Below are 17,763 nucleotides of genomic sequence, written 5' to 3'. Positions count from 1 at the left end.
ATTTATGCAGGTTGGTATAAAGGCTACGATAGTGAAAAACTGAGAGCGTTCGTTTGTAATAACAGCGCTACACCTTTTATTCCACGTAAGTGTAACAGCTTGGTTGGTAATGAAAAGATTGACTGGTGCACGTAAAAATATAGGCACTTGGTTGGCAATGCATTTGATCGAATTAAGCAATATAGAGAAATAGCTACAAGGTATGCCTTTGCTGTGCTTACTTATATGGGTTGTTATGTACTACAAAGATAAACCGTATGTTGGTTTTTAGGTAAAGCTGCATGTGGTTATTCCCCATAAATAGGCGATAAAATAGTATAAATGCCAAATATATGCCGCCTGAAGGGTTTCGTCTGGGTTAAGTAAACCTTAATCCTGAAAGATTAAATGGCTCTAGTCTTTTTACCAGAGTAATTATTTTACAATCATCCAATCTAGAACGACGTTTATTACTCATTTTACTTCCTCAATATTGCGTCAATGATCCCAATACAAAAATGGCTAGCTAACGCTTCCGTTTTCAAATTCACTGTAAATTACAAAATGATGACTGTGCTTCGCATCGTACAGACCTTTTCACATCTTTATTAGTTCTCAAAAAAATTTAGATTTATTCAACAATAATAACAGGTTAAATAAACAGAACAAAAAAAGTGAAATTAATCTCTAATTTTATGTGTGAACTTTGTGTTAAGTTTTTATTTATTTTATGTTATTCACTTGTTTTAAATTAGTTACTGGGCTAGGGTTTTATTCTTAACAGCACTTATTCGCTCGACTGTTTTAATTATTGAGTCATTGCGTTCAAGTGGAAAGGTATCTTCAAATACTTATGGAGTTAATATGAAAGGATTAAAGTCTCTTTGCGTTTTAGCATTAGCGATAAGTACGCATTGCCATGCAACAGAACGTGTATCTTTATTCAACGACACGCAAAAAATAGCGCCTTCTTTACAAAAAAAACAATCCATATTTAGTAATGCTTCAGATCAAAACTATCTACTCGCGCTAAAAGTATTTGCAGCGCAATACTCAGGTCACACGCTTACATTTCACCAAAGCCAAATTAGTCAAACCAAGCAAAGCCATACAATTACCCAAAAGTACCAAAATATTCCTATTTGGAATCAAGACCTTGTTGTACTGACTGACGAGAGTGGTGTAGTTGAACAAGTTTATGGCGATCTCATTGTTAATGTTGCTAAAGATATATCAACTCTAACTCCCGCGTCAGAAGAACAGCTAAGCGTAGCTCTAGATTCAATAATTTCTCAGTTTAATAATGAACGCCCCAGAGTGTATAGACGTAAATCAGCAGAGGAAGTCATTTATATAGATACTCAAGGAAAAGCACGGCACGCTGCTAAAATTGCCTTTTTCACCGATTTCGAGTCAGGGCCCTTTAAACCACAAAGAATTATCTCTTTTATAGACTTAACGACAAACGAACTCATCAGCCAATCCGATGTATTACAGCGGATCGTTTATGAGGGAGGAAGCGGCCCATCAGGCAATGACAAGGTTTCACGTCCAGATTATAAGCAAGTAGATTATGTTTCTTATCCACCAAAGACTTTTGTTGTTGCAATGGAAACTGACAATCAGCAAACCACCTGTTTATTCGATGCAAAAAACGTTGAGACTAGAAACTATAATCACGGCACAGCGCAAGTTAATAACCCTTATAGCTACAACTGCTCAGATTCAACTCGTAACAATTATAAAGAATATCACGGTGCTCGCTCTGCCTTGAATGATGCCCATCATCATGGACAAACAGCGAATTTAATGTTTGAAGCTTACCTTGGGCATAAGCCTTACTTTAATAAAAAGATAACTCAAAATGTCCATTATGGTCTTAATATGGATCAGGCATTTTACGAAAACGGCGAGGTATATTTTGGTGATGGTGACTACCTCTTCTATCCTATGGTTTCCTTAGATGTAGTTGCGCATGAAATCGCTCATGGTTTTACTGAGGAATTTGGCTCAAATACGCCAAAGTCAATGCTGACAGGACAGGCTCGTGCTATTAATGAAGCGTTTTCTGATATGGCGGGTGAAGCAGCTAAATATTTTTACTTGGGAACCAATGATTGGAAAAGCAATCACGAAACATTTCGCCTCGATGATGCACTGCGTTATTTCAAAACACCTACACTCGATGGAAATTCAATTGATCATGTTGATGACTATGATGACTCAGTAACTTCTCATCATGGCGCAGGGGTATTTAACAAAGCTTTTTACTACCTCACTACAACTGATTTAGATAATGAATCCTCACCTTGGAATACAAAATATTCCTTTATCCTGTTTGCTAACGCAAATAAAAACTGCTGGACCAGCAATAGTAATTATCTTACTGGCGCAGATTGTGTAATGCGACAAACCCACACGGTACGTGATCAGTTGACTCAAGATGGGATTAAAAAGCAAGATGGTAGCCAATGGCAAATCATTGAATTACAAAACCATGTACGTAAGGCGTTTGCGCAAGTAGGTATTGGCCTGAAAGTTGACCATGGGCTCGAAAGCGAACTTGGTTATGACCGCCAATTTTTGGCCTTTGATTTTAAAAATTTGACCCGTAAAGATGGTCAGCAAGTTACGGCTGCCAACAGCGAGGGCTGGCAATGGCAGTGGAATTTTGGTGATGGCAGTTTGCAAAGTAGCGTCTTTGAGCCTAAACATAACTTTGCTATTGCAGGCGAATACAACATTGAACTTACGGCTATCGACCCTTCTGGTCAATCAGATACTTTCATGTTGCCTATTGACGTTTTTGACGACTATTGTCTAGCGCAAGGCATTAATCATAGTAAGTATTACTTATCGTCAGTTTCGTTAAATAACTACAAAAATGACTCTACTTCAAGCAATTACAGTGACTACTCATATAATATCGTCGACGTGGAGGACGGTAAAGCACTCAATGTAACGCTAACCGCAGCACCACATCCAGATACTCAAGACAAAACAAAGAACTTTTATGTCTGGTTAGACAAAGACAATGATGGTTTATTCCACAAGACTGAAGAGCTCGTGCTCTATGGAAGCACTAAGACGCAATTGACTGGCGAGATATCATTGAGTGGCGAGTTAAACCAAACTTACCGCATTCGTACTATGGTGTCATTTGGTTTAGTAAAATCAGCGTGTGGGGATATGTCTTGGGGTGAAGTTGAAGATTACACCGTTAAACTAATCGAAAACAATGACCCTGCTGATTTGAGAGTTACCGCTAATCAAGGCGTTAATCAAATGAGTTTTGATAACAGCACGGTAGATGCGCGTGTTAAGCGTTGGCAGTGGAAATTTGGCGACGGCACCACTAGTAGCGAAAAATCTCCTGTTTATAGATATGCGCAGTCTGGAAACTATGAGGTAGAACTAAAAGCGTATGATAGATTCAGCAAAGAGATAGGAAGTTGGAACAAACAAGTTCAGTTTGATACGACAATCACAGCAAAATTTACACCACAAAGATCTGGTAACACTATTTCTGTAAATACAGATCAAAGTATTATACCCCAAAACAGTACGATACAGTGGCAATTTGGTGATGGCGATAACTCTTCGGTTAGAGATACTCAGCACACCTACCAAGCCGATGGTGAGTACACTATTACACTCACAATTGAACATGTCGATGGTACGCAATCGGCCAGTGAAACGGTAAAAATTGGCGAGAGCAATTTTACTCCTGAAGTGAGCTATACGGTAAACGAACAAGCAGATGGTACGTTTAAGGTAAGCTTTAATAACACTACCACAAAACCTGAAAATGCAGCTTGGGATCCCGATGTTACTCTAGTTTGGGATTTTGGAGACGGCACAACACTTACACAAAACAGTAATTTTGGCCAAGACACAGAGCATACATATCAAGTCGCTGGAACCTATACCGCTAGCTTAACTATTAGTTACGACAAACCTTTGTGGGATGATTGGGGAAGCCGAGCTACTGGCACCAAAAATATGCTGCTAGAGCTTAAATCAGAACAATCTGTTGAATATTGCACGGCGGTGGATCTCACAGACTATGAACACATTAGTAAAGTGACTTTCAATCAAGATGGTCCGTTTAGCAATGCGCAGCAATCTGGCGTCGTTAACCCGAATAATCCAATCAAACTATATGCCACACAGAGTAATACCTATCGTATTGAAGCCGGTTATGCAGGCAGTGAAACATTCGCTGAGAATTACCATGTCTGGATTGATTTAAATAGTGATGGCCAATTTGGTAATGGTGACTGGAGAAACGACAAATCAGAGCTTTTAATAATGGACTTCGACCAGACTAACCAAGACTACGGTAAAGGTTATGTTGAAGGGGAATTTAGCATTTTAAGCAATAAGTTGTCACAGCCTATCACGACGACTCGTATGAGAATTTTGCAGTATTACGGATTTAGCAGAGTAAATAGTATTAATCCTTGCTCTGACTATAGCAGTGCCGCAACCTCGGGGAGCGGAGAAATTGAAGACTACCTTGTCGAAATCTATAAAAATTAAGGAAAATAACATGAAAAAACTAAATAAAAAGGTGCTCATGCCGCTTGCAATCGCTTTAGCAATCAGTAACGCGGTAGCTGCTAGCAACTATATTAATGAACAACAAGTTACCACCGCGTCAAAACAGAAGTCTGGGCCTGCAGCAACGAAGGGCACAGCGGTAACACAGCCGGATCAATTTGGGATCCGCAAGCTAGATATGTCAAATCCACAGCACTATCAATTGGCAAAGTCACGATTGATAAAAGCAAATCGTATTGAGAGTGATTATCCGCAACTACATAAAACGCTAGATGTAGCTAAAGGACAGCATTTATCAGCAAAAATGAACATGACAACGTCTGAAGTGCCACCGGTTAGTGAAGCTGAAGTCGATATCATCAAAGAAGCGCATTTCTTCTTGGATATGAACTTAGCCATTTCATCAGATACAAACGAGCCATATATTATTGTACGTGCAAAAAGCTCACGTTTTGGCGGTACAAAAGCGACTTACATCGACTTATTATTAGAAGATGCAAACGGCAATCAGCTTGCTCCTTTGGGCTCTACATTTAATGTGTTGTATGGCAAAGACACGCTTGCAACTTCGACTATTTCACTGAAATCATTGAAGGCAAACTTCCCAAATTTAGATACCATTTATGCCAGTTCATATGTGGAACTTGAGCAAGAAGATGGCACCATCAGTACAACGATGAAGTATACTGAATACCCCTTCTCATGGGAGCATTTTGAAGCACTTTATGGCTCAGCTTCACCAGCTGCAAAGGGCGACGCTCCGGTATCTGCACTTAACGTTGGGATCAGTTCATCATTGGACACACGTCCAAAATACAATGCAACTGCACCTATCGATAAAAACAATGATGCTGTTATTAAAATCTGTCTAAACCGTAGTCATGCAGACTGTGACTACGCAGCAGATCAAATTGGAGATCCTAACGAGATTACGGATGTAAACATCCCATTCAACGGTGAATTACGCATTCCTCACGAGATCACTGATATTTATCCAACTATAGGTGATTTACCAAACGGTATAGATGAGCCAACAAATATCTATTTACAAGAAGGTATCTATGGTGGCGCGACAAAGCAAAGCTACAAAGGACTCGAAAATGCAGTTAAACAATTTTCTGACTATTTAGAATTTGAAGTTGATAGTGCAAACCAAGAGTCGATCATCCGCTGGAACATCCCGCGTTCAGAAGGTCGTTTTGGCAATGCCAAACTTTTCTCGAATATCGCCCAAGCAAACTGGTATATGACATTTGCTGTTAAAGGTTATCCGTACTTTAAAAGGGGGCGTGGTGGCGCGAATGCATTCCAAGTATCGTTAACGTCAGAGACATCAGCGCGTTTTGGTAACTTTTATAGTGAAGTGTTGCCTATGATGAAGCTTGGTTACAGTTGTTTAGCAACCGGTACAATGATCACTATGGCCGATGGCAAGCAACGCGCTATTGAAGATATTGCGAAAGGCGATTTAGTATTAGGTGCACTAGCTTCGAATACTCAAGTTAAAGAACCTATGCAAGTTGTTGATGTGTCAGTAGGAATTGAAGCGATTAAGATGTATCGCATAAAAGGCGCTGATGGCTCTGATATCTTAACAACTGAAACCCACCCAATTTCTACCTCTAATAAAGGTCTTATTTGGGCGAAAGAACTGCAAATAGGTGATCGTATTCTTACGGAAACAGGTTCCGTGCTTGTTACTAATGTAACAAAAGAGAAGTACAAAGACAAAATCTACAATTTGAAACTGGCGCCTACAGAAAATTCGAAATTCGCTGAGTCTCGTAATTTTGCAATGTTTGCAAACGGCATGGCGGTAGGGGATTTGGCTACTCAAGACGAATTGAACTACAAAGATCAGAATATTCGCATGTCAGAAGAAGAGATTCTTCAACGCCTTCCTGAAAAGTGGAAAACTGACTATATCAACAGTTTGGATTAATCAGGCCACTAGGCCTTTCTATTCGAAAGGCCATACTTCTCTGTAAGGAATTAAATATGAAATTTACATATTCTCCATTGGCACGTGCCATGGGGGTAGCGGTTTTTTTTGCCTGTAGTTTTTCAACCGCAGCTGAGCAAATAGGCAATTTTAACTTTGCTACTCAAGCAAGTAACTCTGACTTAGATTCAGTCACGCTAGGTACCGCTTACCACAGTGAAAAAGAAGGTTTTTATGCACTGCAAAGTGTACTTGGTCAAGTAGATGAAACCTATGGTAATACTGAAATGGATTTTGTTGTCGGTGTTGACATGAGTTATAGCCAACTATCGAGTATGCTTGATGGTAACTTAGGAGCGGCCCTTGATGTTCCCGTAATAAAAGTGGGGGTTGGCGCAAGCTACGCAAAACAAAATACTGCAGATAACTACACCGGTACTTACACACTATTTCTCTCCTTAAAGCCAAAAAAACGGCTGTTAGTTGCAGATCCTCAAACAGGGTTTAAACCTACACAAGCCGCGCTTGATTTGGCCAATGCTAATCCAGGAGACAAATTCAATAATATTGGTAATGAGTTCGTGTCAGCGATTGAATATGGATCTCAAGTGATGATCAACCTCAAGTTCCAATATAAAAATGACGAAGACAAAGTAAAATGGGGGGGACAGCTTGGTGTCGATTGGGCTGGTAAAGTCAATGTCAGTGGTAAATTGCAAAAAGTAGACGAAGACGTGAAACGTAATATCAAAATTACGGTTTCAGCATTACAGTTTGGTGGCGACCCGATAGAGCTTTTGAAGGTGATCCCAAATCAACTCGTCAACTGTACGATGGAAAACCCGACACCATGCTTTGATGTTTTTAAAAACAGCATCGATTACATCAAAACCAACTACGTTGCTCAGTTTGATACCTTGGATAAATATAACGTCGGTAGAGTATTGACACAAAGTTACACCGATTCAGGGCCAAGTCTATCTCCTTTAGTACCTGATGACGTGTACCCAGCTAAAAGCATCTTGACTAAATTGGCGCTCAAAAACATGAGTGATGATTGGGTGCAGGCAATTCTCGATAATCGTCGTGCGGATAACGTACTCAATTACTACGCCAGTGAGTTGAATAACTCACATCGAACTGCATTAGAAACCATTCGCGATAATTCACTCTTTAACTCTTTTATTTTGGCGGACGCCGTTGATTTTTGTAAGCGTAATCCAATAGGTAATTATTGCCGCGATAGAGAGCTACAGACTCGTGGCCGCGTTCATCAATATGACCGTAAATGGCTAGAATTATAAGGAATAAGACTATGTTAAAAGTCATGCTAACCAGCACATTAATTACCTCGTTTGCTGCCATAATAGTGCCATCAGTACAAGCGAATACGACTTTATTTGAATCTCGAGATTTACTCACACCACAGCAAGCGTTAGGTCGCTTTCAATGGTTGGAAAAGTGCTATTCAGGATTATTGGTTGAGGTCTCTGATAATATTTTCGACCCCACAACCCCCATTCCAAACGATGAGAAAATAGCGGATCTTAAAAAAGTGATGTTATACGAAAATAATACCCTTAGGGGAGATGCTAAATACCTCACCTTTGGTGACGAAGATAATGCGAATCCTAAGAACTGGTTTGCGGGTAAATTACCAACTACCTCTTGTTTTCAGATCCCGTCTGACTATCGGATCAGTGCTGTTATGGTCACCCCTACAATGCCAAACTATTGTACGACAAAGTCTCGTGAGCGAACCTACGAATTCATCCAATCGGTGAAGTTTTCCAATATTGAGAACACCAGCAGCAACACATTTTACAGTAACTATGTTGGCGATACCGCGAAAATATATGCAGATAAAAGCTACCAGTTAACATTAACCCCAGGATTTAGTAGTGCAGAAGCATACCCTGAAACTTGGCATGTGTTTATTGATTGGAACCAAGACGGTGATTTCAACGATACAAAAGAAACCTTGTTTGCTGGTGTTTCTGAGCAAGCAACTCAGGTCGAAATTACCCCACCAACAGGTGCAAAAAAGGGCATGACGAAAATGCGCGTTACCATGGATTACTTGGGTGGCAGCAATGATGCATGTAAAGAAGTAGACTCCGGAGAGGTAGAAGATTACCTCCTTTACGTGAAGTAATAGGTGGCAACATGAACTTATACAAACAGACTATCGCGGCACTTATTGCCTGCACTACACCTTTCGCATTCGCAGATTCAAATTTTGTGAATGAAGCACAGCTAATGCAAAAAGCACTCAATGTGAATACCTTCCAAAGTGAAATACCTGGATTGGTGAACGATCACATTGTGTTGGGTACAGCCTATAACAGCGATCAAAAACGCTTTTTGAATGTTCAAACTGTCGCAGGTGAAACCATTGAAACCCTTGGTAATACTCGTGTGCAATTTGAGTTAGTAAATAATGGCAGCTACGACGCAGTTCTTCGTCAGCTAAATGGTAATGTTGATGTAGATGTTGGCTTTCCTGTTATTCGTATTAAAGCGGGTGGTCATTTAGCCAAGGAAATGTCCTCTACTGAGTTTTCGAATACTTATACCTTCCAAGCATCGTTGACACCCAAAAAACGTGTTCTTATGCCAACAGATGCCAATATTGGTTATACATTGACACCTTCAGGTAATACGCTAGCAAATGAGTATCAAAGTAAACTAATGAGCATGGCTGGTGATGCCTTTATTAGTGAGATTGAATACGGTGCTCAGTTACTTATTAACATGAAAATTGAGTACTTAAGTGAGCAGCACAAAAGTGAAATTGGCGGTTATTTAGGCGTTAGCTATGGCGCAGGAAATATTGGTATTAGCGTCGATGGTAAGCTTAATTATATTGACGAAGATCTTAAGAAAAGTGTGCGTATCACCGTCAGAGCATTGCAAAAAGGGGGGGATCCTAAGCAGCTGCTAAGTATAATTCCTAACAATATTATCACTTGTTCACTTGATAACTATGAGCCTTGCTTTACCTTATTTGAGCAAGCGGTGAACTATGCGAAGAACGACTTTGGCAATCAGTTTAATGCACTCTCTGATTATAATGTTGTGCGTTACAAAGCAACTCCTTACGAGATCAGTTCACAGGATTTACGTCGCTTAGACTCCGGTAATAAAGATATTCGCTTTGAAACTACCTACCGTACTTTATGGCTTGAAGATCAATTCAAAAAGTCGGTTAATCATGAGCACCGTGCTCGTGGTGTGCTTGCACAATACGCTAGCTGGATGACTGATGTACAGCGTCAAAAAGCAGAAAGTGTGCAGGAAGCCGCTTACAATAACGCTTGGATTTATGAGCAATATGCCCGAGTTTGTCGCGATAACCCTTACGGGGCAGCATGTTCAGATGCATGGAATGATTACCTCAACACCTGTGGTGGTAGCGGTGTCGGCTGCATACAAAGCTACACGCTTGCTGATCTGAATATACCAGCGGATAACATGAGCCAATATTTCAAATGCGAAAATGCTCGAGAGGCAACCGCGAACTTTGGTATTGAAGAAAACCATGTATCGCTTGGGTTTAGGCAATTAGGTTGGGCACCATCATTCGTTGATGCTAATGACCCCGCTGTGGGTGTGATGGCATGGCTACCATGTAAATCAGCCCTTCCAACCTATGGAGCTGCTTTTGAAAATTAGCGAGTAATAAAAAATGCTAAGATTCAATTAGTAAAATTGGGACGTGGTAAGTAATAAACAATCGAATATTGAGTTATTGCTTCCTCGCCCTTTGCCTCTGCAAACCATTTACAGGAATTTATGTATGCACTTAATAACCATATTAATAGTGCTCTGTGGCCTGTTAAGCTTTTACGCAAATGGACATACCTATTACTCTTTAAATACCGAACAAGAACAGCTTGGACACGGGTTTGAGCAGAAATTAGGCATACCGCTTGAACCATGCCTCGATGGTCAGTGGCAATTTCAAGGCGGTAGTATGGGCGATTTGGCTTATCGTGGCGACTTTGACTCAGATACCATGATCAATACCATCACAGGCAGCGTAAAGGCTGGTATCAACTTGGTTATTTTTGGAGGTTCAGCCAAATTTTCCATGCGCAGGAAAGTAACAAAAAATAGAAATTCTGCCGCCTCGGCAGTAGAATTAACCTATGAAAAAGGAAGTTATAACTTTGAAAATAGAACGACTAAAATGGCTATTCAAGGGCTACTAAATACAGATCCAAATCAAGTAAGAAGCCGCTGTGGTGACAGCTTTATCCACAATATCAAACTCGGCTCGCGTATCTATGTAACAGCCAAACTCCATTTTAAAGATCGCGCTAAATACGAATGGTTTCAGACTAAAATCAAAGTGAAGTTTCTTTTTTTTAGTAAGACTTTTACTAAAACTAAAGTATTTCAAGAAGTTACCAAAGATGCTGTATATACTATTCAGGTGAACACCGATGGTGGTATGACGCCAGAACTAGCAGGGCTAAGTAAAAATGGCACTATGCATTGTAAAACCGATAATCTAACTCCTTGTATAACGTATGCCGATAATTTGTTTAGCTATTTATTTAATGGTGGTGACTATGTTGATGATCTTAAAGACGAACATTTAAATATTTTAAAGTATGAAGTCGAAAGTTACGAGGATTCTGGCCATTATGACTTAGCCTATGCTGGTCAGGCTGCAATATCTGAGCGCTATATTGCGCTTTCCGCAAGGCTCAGAAGTTATCAAGATTTAGTTTATGACGAGATAGAGAGGTTGAGTGCGTTTAAAGCGGTATCTGAAGAGCCGCTTGAAATCGAGCAATTAGCAGCGCGTATTACTGCACGTAATACTCAACGTATCGGACTTGAGCAAGCTGGCGAGTATTGTGCAATTTTGCCCGGAACAACTCTTTGCGAAAGCCGTATTGAGTCTGCGATAGCGAACGTTGACTAGTTGAACGAATATTTGGAAGAATATCTGCGATACTGCACGCTCTTAACTCGTTGTCTAGCCACATTAGTTAGATTGTTCTTTAACTAATGGGGTTATTTAACCTGAACTTTGGATGAAAAACAGGCTAATCGAAACCTCAAGTTACTTACACACTATAGTCTATAATTTAGCCTAATAAATTGAAAAAATAGCGTACTTGTTCTAGAGTGTAAACTTAATGATAAAAAGCTAAAGTTAACTCATATTTCATTGATTTATAATGTCTTTTTATATGCCCATCGACTAAGGATAGCCAATGACTTTTTTTAAATCACTTTTATTGCCGACAAATCTCATCCAATTAAATCTTATTCGATTTAAACAATTCACCTCTATATTTATTACTTTATTCCTCGTTTCGTGTGGGGGCGGCAGCTCTGGCTCTCCTGAGATGAAACTACCGCCAATTGAAGAACCGCTAAACTCTGTTACTGAAGTACCAACAAATCAAATATTACATGCGTTTTTTCGTGATCAAGATAGTTCTATTGGCAAACTATCTGGCACAGTAACTATTGTCGCGCCTGAAGTTATTGATAGTGACCCCGCTAGAGTTGAGTCTGTATGGGCTTATTGGGTAGATGAGCAAGGAAATAAACAGGGTGATGCTTGGTTAAAAACTATGAAAGAATCGGTTTACGATCTTGATATTCCAGAGGATACAAGTATACCTGAAAATACCAATGCGTTACTTCTTTTGCCGATAAACACCATTGGACAGGCCACGAAAGGTACCCTTATTCCCTTTCATGATTTCATCGGTAATGCTGAATTATCGGGGCCTGGTGGAAATAAAGTTCACACTTGGGATTATGGCGTTGGTCGCAAGAAAATTTCAATTCAACGCACAGAAGAGCAAGGTGGATTATGTATTTTTGATAATGGTTTAGTTAGTATTACGCATATGAATAATACTAAGGATGAAGTTGGGGAGAGCTATAATCGTAACGAGCTCCCTAACGATATTAATGAGAATGCCTTCCCTCCTTATTCCTTTTTATGTGGTACGCAGCCAACACATTCCGAAGATATGATTTCTGATGAGACTGGGGTTTGGACGTATTCAACGCTAAATGACGCCATGTTTTACGGCACACTAGTTTACAATAGCTTTGTTAAATACCTAGGGGAGCCGCCACTGGAGGACAAAATTAGAATCCGTGTCCACTATGGTCAACAATATGAACAAAGCGCCTTTTGGGATGGCGCATATGCCAACTTTGGTGATGCGTATCCATTATTTTACTCTATGGCTTCACTTGACATCATTGCGCACGAAGTAGGCCATGGAGTTTTAAATAGAATATCTGATTTAAATCGATTCGATCATGAAATTAGTACTGATGCTCGTACCTTGCATGAAGCCTTTGGCGATATCTCAGGTGTAATGGCAAAATACGAGTTTACGGGACATTCAGATAATTGGATTCACGGCCAAGAGAATGGCGGCTTTATTCGTCATCTCGATCAGATAAAAACTGAAAATGGTGCAATTGATAGCTTTCTTGATTATGAAGAGGCTGGTGATAATTTCTATTTACGCATTGGTATGATCACCTACCCATTTTATTTACTATCAAATCAATGGGGAATAGAGCCTACCTATAAAGTGTATTTAAATTCAGCGAAGGTCTGTTGGAGTGCGTTGACCACACTAACTGAAGCTGCTGAATGTATTAAACAGCAAGCAGGTGTAGCTGGCTTATCTGAAGAAGATGTTGTTGAAGCTTTTAAGGTGGTAAAAATAAAACTTTTTGACCAAGGCGTGCTTAGCTATTTTAATGCAGAGAAAATTAAATTACGCACTCAGTTTACCGATGATAGCCGCTCAACGAGTCAAGTAGTTCAATGGTTATGGGATTTTGGAGACGGCCAAACTTCAACAGAAGCAAGCCCCGAGCATATCTTCGCAGAATCTGGAAGCTACCCAGTTAAGTTGACAGTAACTGATCAATCCGATGATCAGGATACCTTTGAACGGCTTATTCAGGTAACAGATGAGTATTGTTCAATAAACTCAGCTCGCGTCGATAAGCACATCACTCATGTTTTAATTGGTGATAACAACATTAATTATAGTTCAACAGCATGGGACTATACCCAAATGCCTATAGAGCTAATAGATCCCAGCAATACTATCATTAATATTCAAGGAGATACTGAAGTAACAGAGCGATCTACCTCATGGAAAGTCTGGATTGACCTCAACGATAATGGAATTTATGGCGATGAGGTTAATGAGCTTGTCGTAGATGAATTTGTCGAAGAGGGGCAACCTTATGGCCTTAATACTATACTCGATTTATCAACGCTGCCAAGGAGCCGTCAGGCTAAATTTATGAGAATTATTGGCGACTATGCCGTTTTTGGTCCTTGTTCTTCGAGTATAGGGGAAGCACTAGATTTACGTGTGAGTTGGCAGTAAATTCGGTTAATACACCCTATTGAGTCGAGCTATTTATACTAGAGCGCGCTGAACTTTGAGGTATGAAAATAAATAGCATGAAAGAAAGGCATAATTGAACTCGCTAGAAAACGATACACCTAATCTTAATACCAAGATTAATGTTCACAGGCGTCATGGATATCTTATCAAAAGTAATGTGCTTAAGTGGTCTAATTTATAATCAGTTTGATCATAGAAAAACGCTTGAAAGCATTATAATTTGTGCACAGATATTCCATGGCGAGATCTGACTTCTTACTTTGGTGCATGGAGTGCCATATGGAGGCGGTTTAACTTATGGACTAAAAAAGATATTTTGAACGAATTGTTTCGCTTATTATCTCGCGCTGCGATTAAATCCTCCCTAAGTCGAACCATTTTCCATCTTGCAAGGTCAACACGCCCTCGTTATTTACGATAATGAATGATCACTTTTTCAAATGCTTTGGCAATGTTATTATCGCGTTGGATTTTATTTAATAGAGTTATCGTGATTACTTTCCCTATTTCGTTATTAGTCAATTGGCAATGCACATCACAAGTAAGTGATTTATCATCCTCTGAACGTGAGTGGCTTTTTGAGCCACATTCCTTAACAGTTAAATTAAAAAGCAGGGCGCAAGTATTTAGCGTAAAAGTGCTCAGTGAAAAAATTTTTGATTTAACACTTGAGCAAAAAGCATTACTTGGCTGCGAAGCCTCAACGGCATTAAACCGAGAAGTACTTTTATTGTGCGATAATATTCCCATGGTATATGCACAAAGCTGGCTGCCAGATAATCAATTATCAAATCAACCAAAAAACCCTCTGCATAATATGGGGGATCGCCCATTAGGCGATGTTATTTTTCAAAATCCAGAGCTCGTGCGCAAAGAGATAGAAGTCGCTCGTTTTGATACAGAGCATCCGATACAGCAATTAGCATCACAACTAAACTTACCAATACAAAAGTTATTAGGCCGACGTAGCGTATTTTCGCTTAAAGATTACAATTTTTTGGTCTGTGAAGTGTTTTTACCTGGAGCGTACCTTTACTCATGAAGCTAGCAACCTTAAAGTCACAGCATCTCCCTTACTACATACAACTTATGCGTGTAGATAAACCAATTGGTACACTATTGTTACTTTGGCCGACCTATTGGGCTTTATGGCTTGCTAATGATGGAATGCCTAGCTTAGTCAACTTTGTTGTATTTACGCTTGGCGTTATTGTTATGCGAAGTGCAGGTTGCGTAATAAATGATTTTGCTGATAGAGAGATAGATGGCTCAGTAAAGCGGACCGCCCAGCGTCCATTGGCTTCGGGGCTGGTTAGCAGTGGTGAAGCACTTAGTTTGTTTTTACTATTAATAGTCATAGCATTTTTTTTAGTGTTGATACTCAGTTTTAATACTATTTTACTTTCTTTTGGGGCGTTGGCATTAGCCTTTTGTTATCCGTTTATGAAGCGCTACACACAGTTACCTCAAGTTGTACTCGGGGCAGCATTTGGCTGGGCAATACCGATGGCTTATATGGCTTCGATAAATGCACTTCCTTTACAGGCTTGGTTATTATTTATTGCTAATATTTGCTGGACGGTAGCCTACGACACAATGTATGCAATGGTAGACAGAGATGATGATTTAAAAATAGGCGTTAAATCGACGGCTATTTTGTTTGGTGAATACGATCGTCACATCATTTTTTTCCTTAATATGACCTTTGTAGTTATAGTGGCTTTTATAGGTTTTATTAATGAACTATCAACTGCATTTGGAGTTGGATTAAGTGTCGCTGCTGGTTTGTTGTTTTATCAGCAAACACTTATCCACAAACGTGAGCGCGGGGCATGTTTTAAAGCATTTTTAAATAATCACTATGTTGGATTAGCTATTTTTATAGGTTTATTGTTTTCGTATCCAATGGCTATTTAGTTTGAGTCATCTTTAGCGAGGCGGATCAATAATGCCGCTGATAGATGCGTTTTTTCTAAACCACCCAGCAATTGAATAACGATTATCTATGGCTGGCAATACCTCATGTACAAAACGCTCACTTTCAAATAAAACCAATGTACCGGCTTGAGGTTTTATTATTATTTCAATTTCTTTGCTTTTGGTTTTGTAGACAACGAGTTCACCACCTTGTGCAGGAGTATTTAGGTAAAGCACACTGGTAAAAACTCTGTTTGAGCGGCCTTTAAAAGCATCAACGTGTTTTTTATAAAAATCACCTTCAGTATATTTTGCATAGTGACATTCATAGTCAAATAAGCCCATGAAAAAAGTACGGTTAAGCGTTGTACGAATACTTTCCATAGTCGCTTGATAAGTTAATTGCGCTTGTGAGGTACCATCAAACCAAAAGGTCTTATCTTTGCGGATAGTATCGTCAATTTGCAAATTATTTAAACGGCCAATACCAGCGAGGCTAAATTGAGGATTTATACGATAACAGTCAGCCATTAAATCAATAATAAGCTCTTCATTTATAGCATTAGGTATAACAGTGTAGCCAAGCTCTTCGATATCATTTAAATAAGTATCGTCGGCTGAAAAGTTAATCATTCAAGTGGGTCATTTTTTGAAGGTGCGACAGTGTAGCTCAAAAGAAGTTAAAAGCTATCACTTTGTGTCGCACTTATCTCAAGACAAAACGAGGTTAGTTGATTGTCGTTGCGGCTTTTTTAATGAGAGATAACAGTTGATCTATATGTTCATTAACAGCTGTCTGTTTGTTTGTTTGTACGACTAACTGTTCGTGGCTTAAACTCTTATTTGTTTTTAGCTGAATTAACTCAGAGTGCTCTGCTACAGCATTCGTATGCTCTATGCTAGCAATAGCAAAGTGGTCTGACTTTTCTAAACCAGCTATGACCTGTTCAATACTACCCACTTTAATGCTTGATGACTTATTTAAAGAGTCAATTGCTTCATTTAGCATTGTTTGAACTTGTTTTGATTGCGAAAAGCAACCATACATCGGGTAGCTATCAAGGTCGTGCTTACTAATGTCATTTTTTTGAGCTAATGGGTGATTTTTAGATACGAATAAAATGAGTTGATCTGGTAAATGTATATCACTGCCAATACTATTAATCGCTTGTGAATATACGCTAATATCAATTTCACCTAGTTGAAGCTTTCGGCTCAGTTCGTGTTCTTCTTGCAGTTGCATTTCTATTTTTACATGTGGGTACTGTGCTAAAAATTGCCCGCAAGAAATAGGTACAACATTACTTGCTTTATTGGTGTAACCAATAATTAATTTCTCACCTGTTTTTCCACTTACGGATTGAAAAATAAGCTTTTTAGTAAGCTCTAGCTCAGATAAAGTGTTTTTTGCGTAATCAAGGAATAGCTCACCTTGCTGAGTTAGCTTTACAGAACGAGTTGAACGTTTAACTAGTTCGTATCCCATTTCATCCTCAAGTGTTTGAATACTTCGCGTAAGTGCGGAGGTGCTGATTTGGGTTTGTTCTGCTGCTTGTCTGAAATGGCGTAGTATGCCGAGTGCTACAAATTGTTCTAATTGTTCAAATCTCACTTTATAGTCCCTTTTTATAAGTAAGTCGCGGATGCCGCGAACATCAATTATATTAATTTTTAGCTAAACAAAATAGTAAAATTTAATATCTAAATGCGTTTGCAAATTTATGACAAATTTTGGTCAGGATATCCCCCTTTTAATATTTATCAAAGAGGTAAATTGTTAAAAAGTATTATCCTTTAGCCTTAAAACTCATGATTTATTACTTACCTAGTATCCTTTTTAGGGATAAGTAAATCATAAAAAAGACTTTGTAATCAATTTTTTATATATTCTAGTAAAGACGAACATTCTAAATTAAGAAAAAAGTATGCCACATAATAGGG

12 protein-coding genes and 1 pseudogene are annotated in these 17,763 nt (G+C 39.1%); 11 read left to right on the top strand and 2 right to left on the bottom strand.

Annotated elements, in window-relative coordinates; all coding sequences use genetic code 11:
* Nucleotides 1–111: 111 nt before the first annotated feature.
* From DO88_RS19265 to ubiA, 11 genes and pseudogenes are all read left to right on the top strand, one after another.
* Nucleotides 112–204 (top strand): annotated as a pseudogene (locus DO88_RS19265) (IS5/IS1182 family transposase); the annotation flags it as partial.
* A 639-nt stretch (nt 205–843) separates the two neighbouring features.
* Nucleotides 844–4,521, top strand: a complete 3,678-nt coding sequence (locus DO88_RS05660; protein ID WP_033040104.1) for a PKD domain-containing protein — start codon at nt 844–846, stop codon at nt 4,519–4,521.
* Between the two features lie 10 nt (nt 4,522–4,531).
* A complete protein-coding gene (locus DO88_RS05665; protein ID WP_033040102.1) occupies nt 4,532–6,484 on the top strand; it encodes a Hint domain-containing protein in 1,953 nt (650 codons plus the stop codon).
* Nucleotides 6,485–6,540: 56 nt separating this feature from the next.
* Nucleotides 6,541–7,788 carry a hypothetical protein gene (locus DO88_RS05670; RefSeq protein WP_033030905.1) on the top strand — a complete coding sequence of 416 codons (1,248 nt, stop codon included), beginning with the start codon at nt 6,541–6,543 and terminating at the stop codon, nt 7,786–7,788.
* A gap of 23 nt (nt 7,789–7,811) precedes the next feature.
* On the top strand, nt 7,812–8,639 hold the full coding sequence (locus tag DO88_RS05675) for a GEVED domain-containing protein (RefSeq protein ID WP_232224818.1): 828 nt from the start codon (nt 7,812–7,814) through the stop codon (nt 8,637–8,639).
* 11 nt (nt 8,640–8,650) lie between these two features.
* Entirely contained in the window at nt 8,651–10,159 is a 1,509-nt protein-coding gene (locus tag DO88_RS05680) for a hypothetical protein (RefSeq protein ID WP_008134907.1), read from the top strand.
* A gap of 124 nt (nt 10,160–10,283) precedes the next feature.
* Nucleotides 10,284–11,420 carry a hypothetical protein gene (locus DO88_RS05685; RefSeq protein WP_033040096.1) on the top strand — a complete coding sequence of 379 codons (1,137 nt, stop codon included), beginning with the start codon at nt 10,284–10,286 and terminating at the stop codon, nt 11,418–11,420.
* A 295-nt stretch (nt 11,421–11,715) separates the two neighbouring features.
* Entirely contained in the window at nt 11,716–13,884 is a 2,169-nt protein-coding gene (locus DO88_RS05690; protein WP_033040094.1) for a PKD domain-containing protein, read from the top strand.
* A gap of 241 nt (nt 13,885–14,125) precedes the next feature.
* Complete coding sequence (locus DO88_RS19260) at nt 14,126–14,326, top strand: transposase (protein WP_083829645.1); 201 nt, start codon at nt 14,126–14,128, stop codon at nt 14,324–14,326.
* 69 nt (nt 14,327–14,395) lie between these two features.
* Nucleotides 14,396–14,947, top strand: a complete 552-nt coding sequence (locus tag DO88_RS05695; protein ID WP_008134897.1) for a chorismate--pyruvate lyase family protein — start codon at nt 14,396–14,398, stop codon at nt 14,945–14,947.
* The gene (ubiA, locus tag DO88_RS05700; protein ID WP_008134895.1) at nt 14,944–15,822 is read left to right on the top strand and encodes a 4-hydroxybenzoate octaprenyltransferase; all 879 of its coding nucleotides are present in this window, start codon (nt 14,944–14,946) and stop codon (nt 15,820–15,822) included. Before DO88_RS05695 ends, ubiA begins: the two co-directional genes overlap by 4 nt.
* Nucleotides 15,823–15,834: 12 nt before the next feature.
* Here the strand turns inward: ubiA and DO88_RS05705 are convergent, their stop codons facing one another.
* Both DO88_RS05705 and DO88_RS05710 read right to left on the bottom strand, forming a co-directional pair.
* Nucleotides 15,835–16,455 carry a 2OG-Fe(II) oxygenase gene (locus DO88_RS05705; RefSeq protein ID WP_007377865.1) on the bottom strand — a complete coding sequence of 207 codons (621 nt, stop codon included), beginning with the start codon at nt 16,453–16,455 and terminating at the stop codon, nt 15,835–15,837.
* A gap of 94 nt (nt 16,456–16,549) precedes the next feature.
* Nucleotides 16,550–17,434 carry a LysR family transcriptional regulator gene (locus DO88_RS05710; protein ID WP_007377864.1) on the bottom strand — a complete coding sequence of 295 codons (885 nt, stop codon included), beginning with the start codon at nt 17,432–17,434 and terminating at the stop codon, nt 16,550–16,552.
* Nucleotides 17,435–17,763 lie beyond the last annotated feature (329 nt).

The sequence above is a fragment of the Pseudoalteromonas sp. S3431 genome (assembly GCF_000690035.1).
In the GTDB taxonomy this organism is placed as follows: domain Bacteria; phylum Pseudomonadota; class Gammaproteobacteria; order Enterobacterales; family Alteromonadaceae; genus Pseudoalteromonas; species Pseudoalteromonas fuliginea.
Note: the sequence above shows the minus strand (reverse complement) of the source record. Positions and strands in the feature narration are given on the sequence as shown.

Coding starts and splice junctions, on each gene's coding strand:
- DO88_RS05690 (WP_033040094.1), top strand. CDS start 11,716: ATGACTTTTTTTAAATCACTTTTATTGCCGACAAATCTCATCCAATTA.
- DO88_RS05680 (WP_008134907.1), top strand. CDS start 8,651: ATGAACTTATACAAACAGACTATCGCGGCACTTATTGCCTGCACTACA.
- ubiA (WP_008134895.1), top strand. CDS start 14,944: ATGAAGCTAGCAACCTTAAAGTCACAGCATCTCCCTTACTACATACAA.
- DO88_RS05665 (WP_033040102.1), top strand. CDS start 4,532: ATGAAAAAACTAAATAAAAAGGTGCTCATGCCGCTTGCAATCGCTTTA.
- DO88_RS05660 (WP_033040104.1), top strand. CDS start 844: ATGAAAGGATTAAAGTCTCTTTGCGTTTTAGCATTAGCGATAAGTACG.
- DO88_RS05675 (WP_232224818.1), top strand. CDS start 7,812: ATGCTAACCAGCACATTAATTACCTCGTTTGCTGCCATAATAGTGCCA.
- DO88_RS05670 (WP_033030905.1), top strand. CDS start 6,541: ATGAAATTTACATATTCTCCATTGGCACGTGCCATGGGGGTAGCGGTT.
- DO88_RS05705 (WP_007377865.1), bottom strand. CDS start 16,455: ATGATTAACTTTTCAGCCGACGATACTTATTTAAATGATATCGAAGAG.
- DO88_RS05685 (WP_033040096.1), top strand. CDS start 10,284: ATGCACTTAATAACCATATTAATAGTGCTCTGTGGCCTGTTAAGCTTT.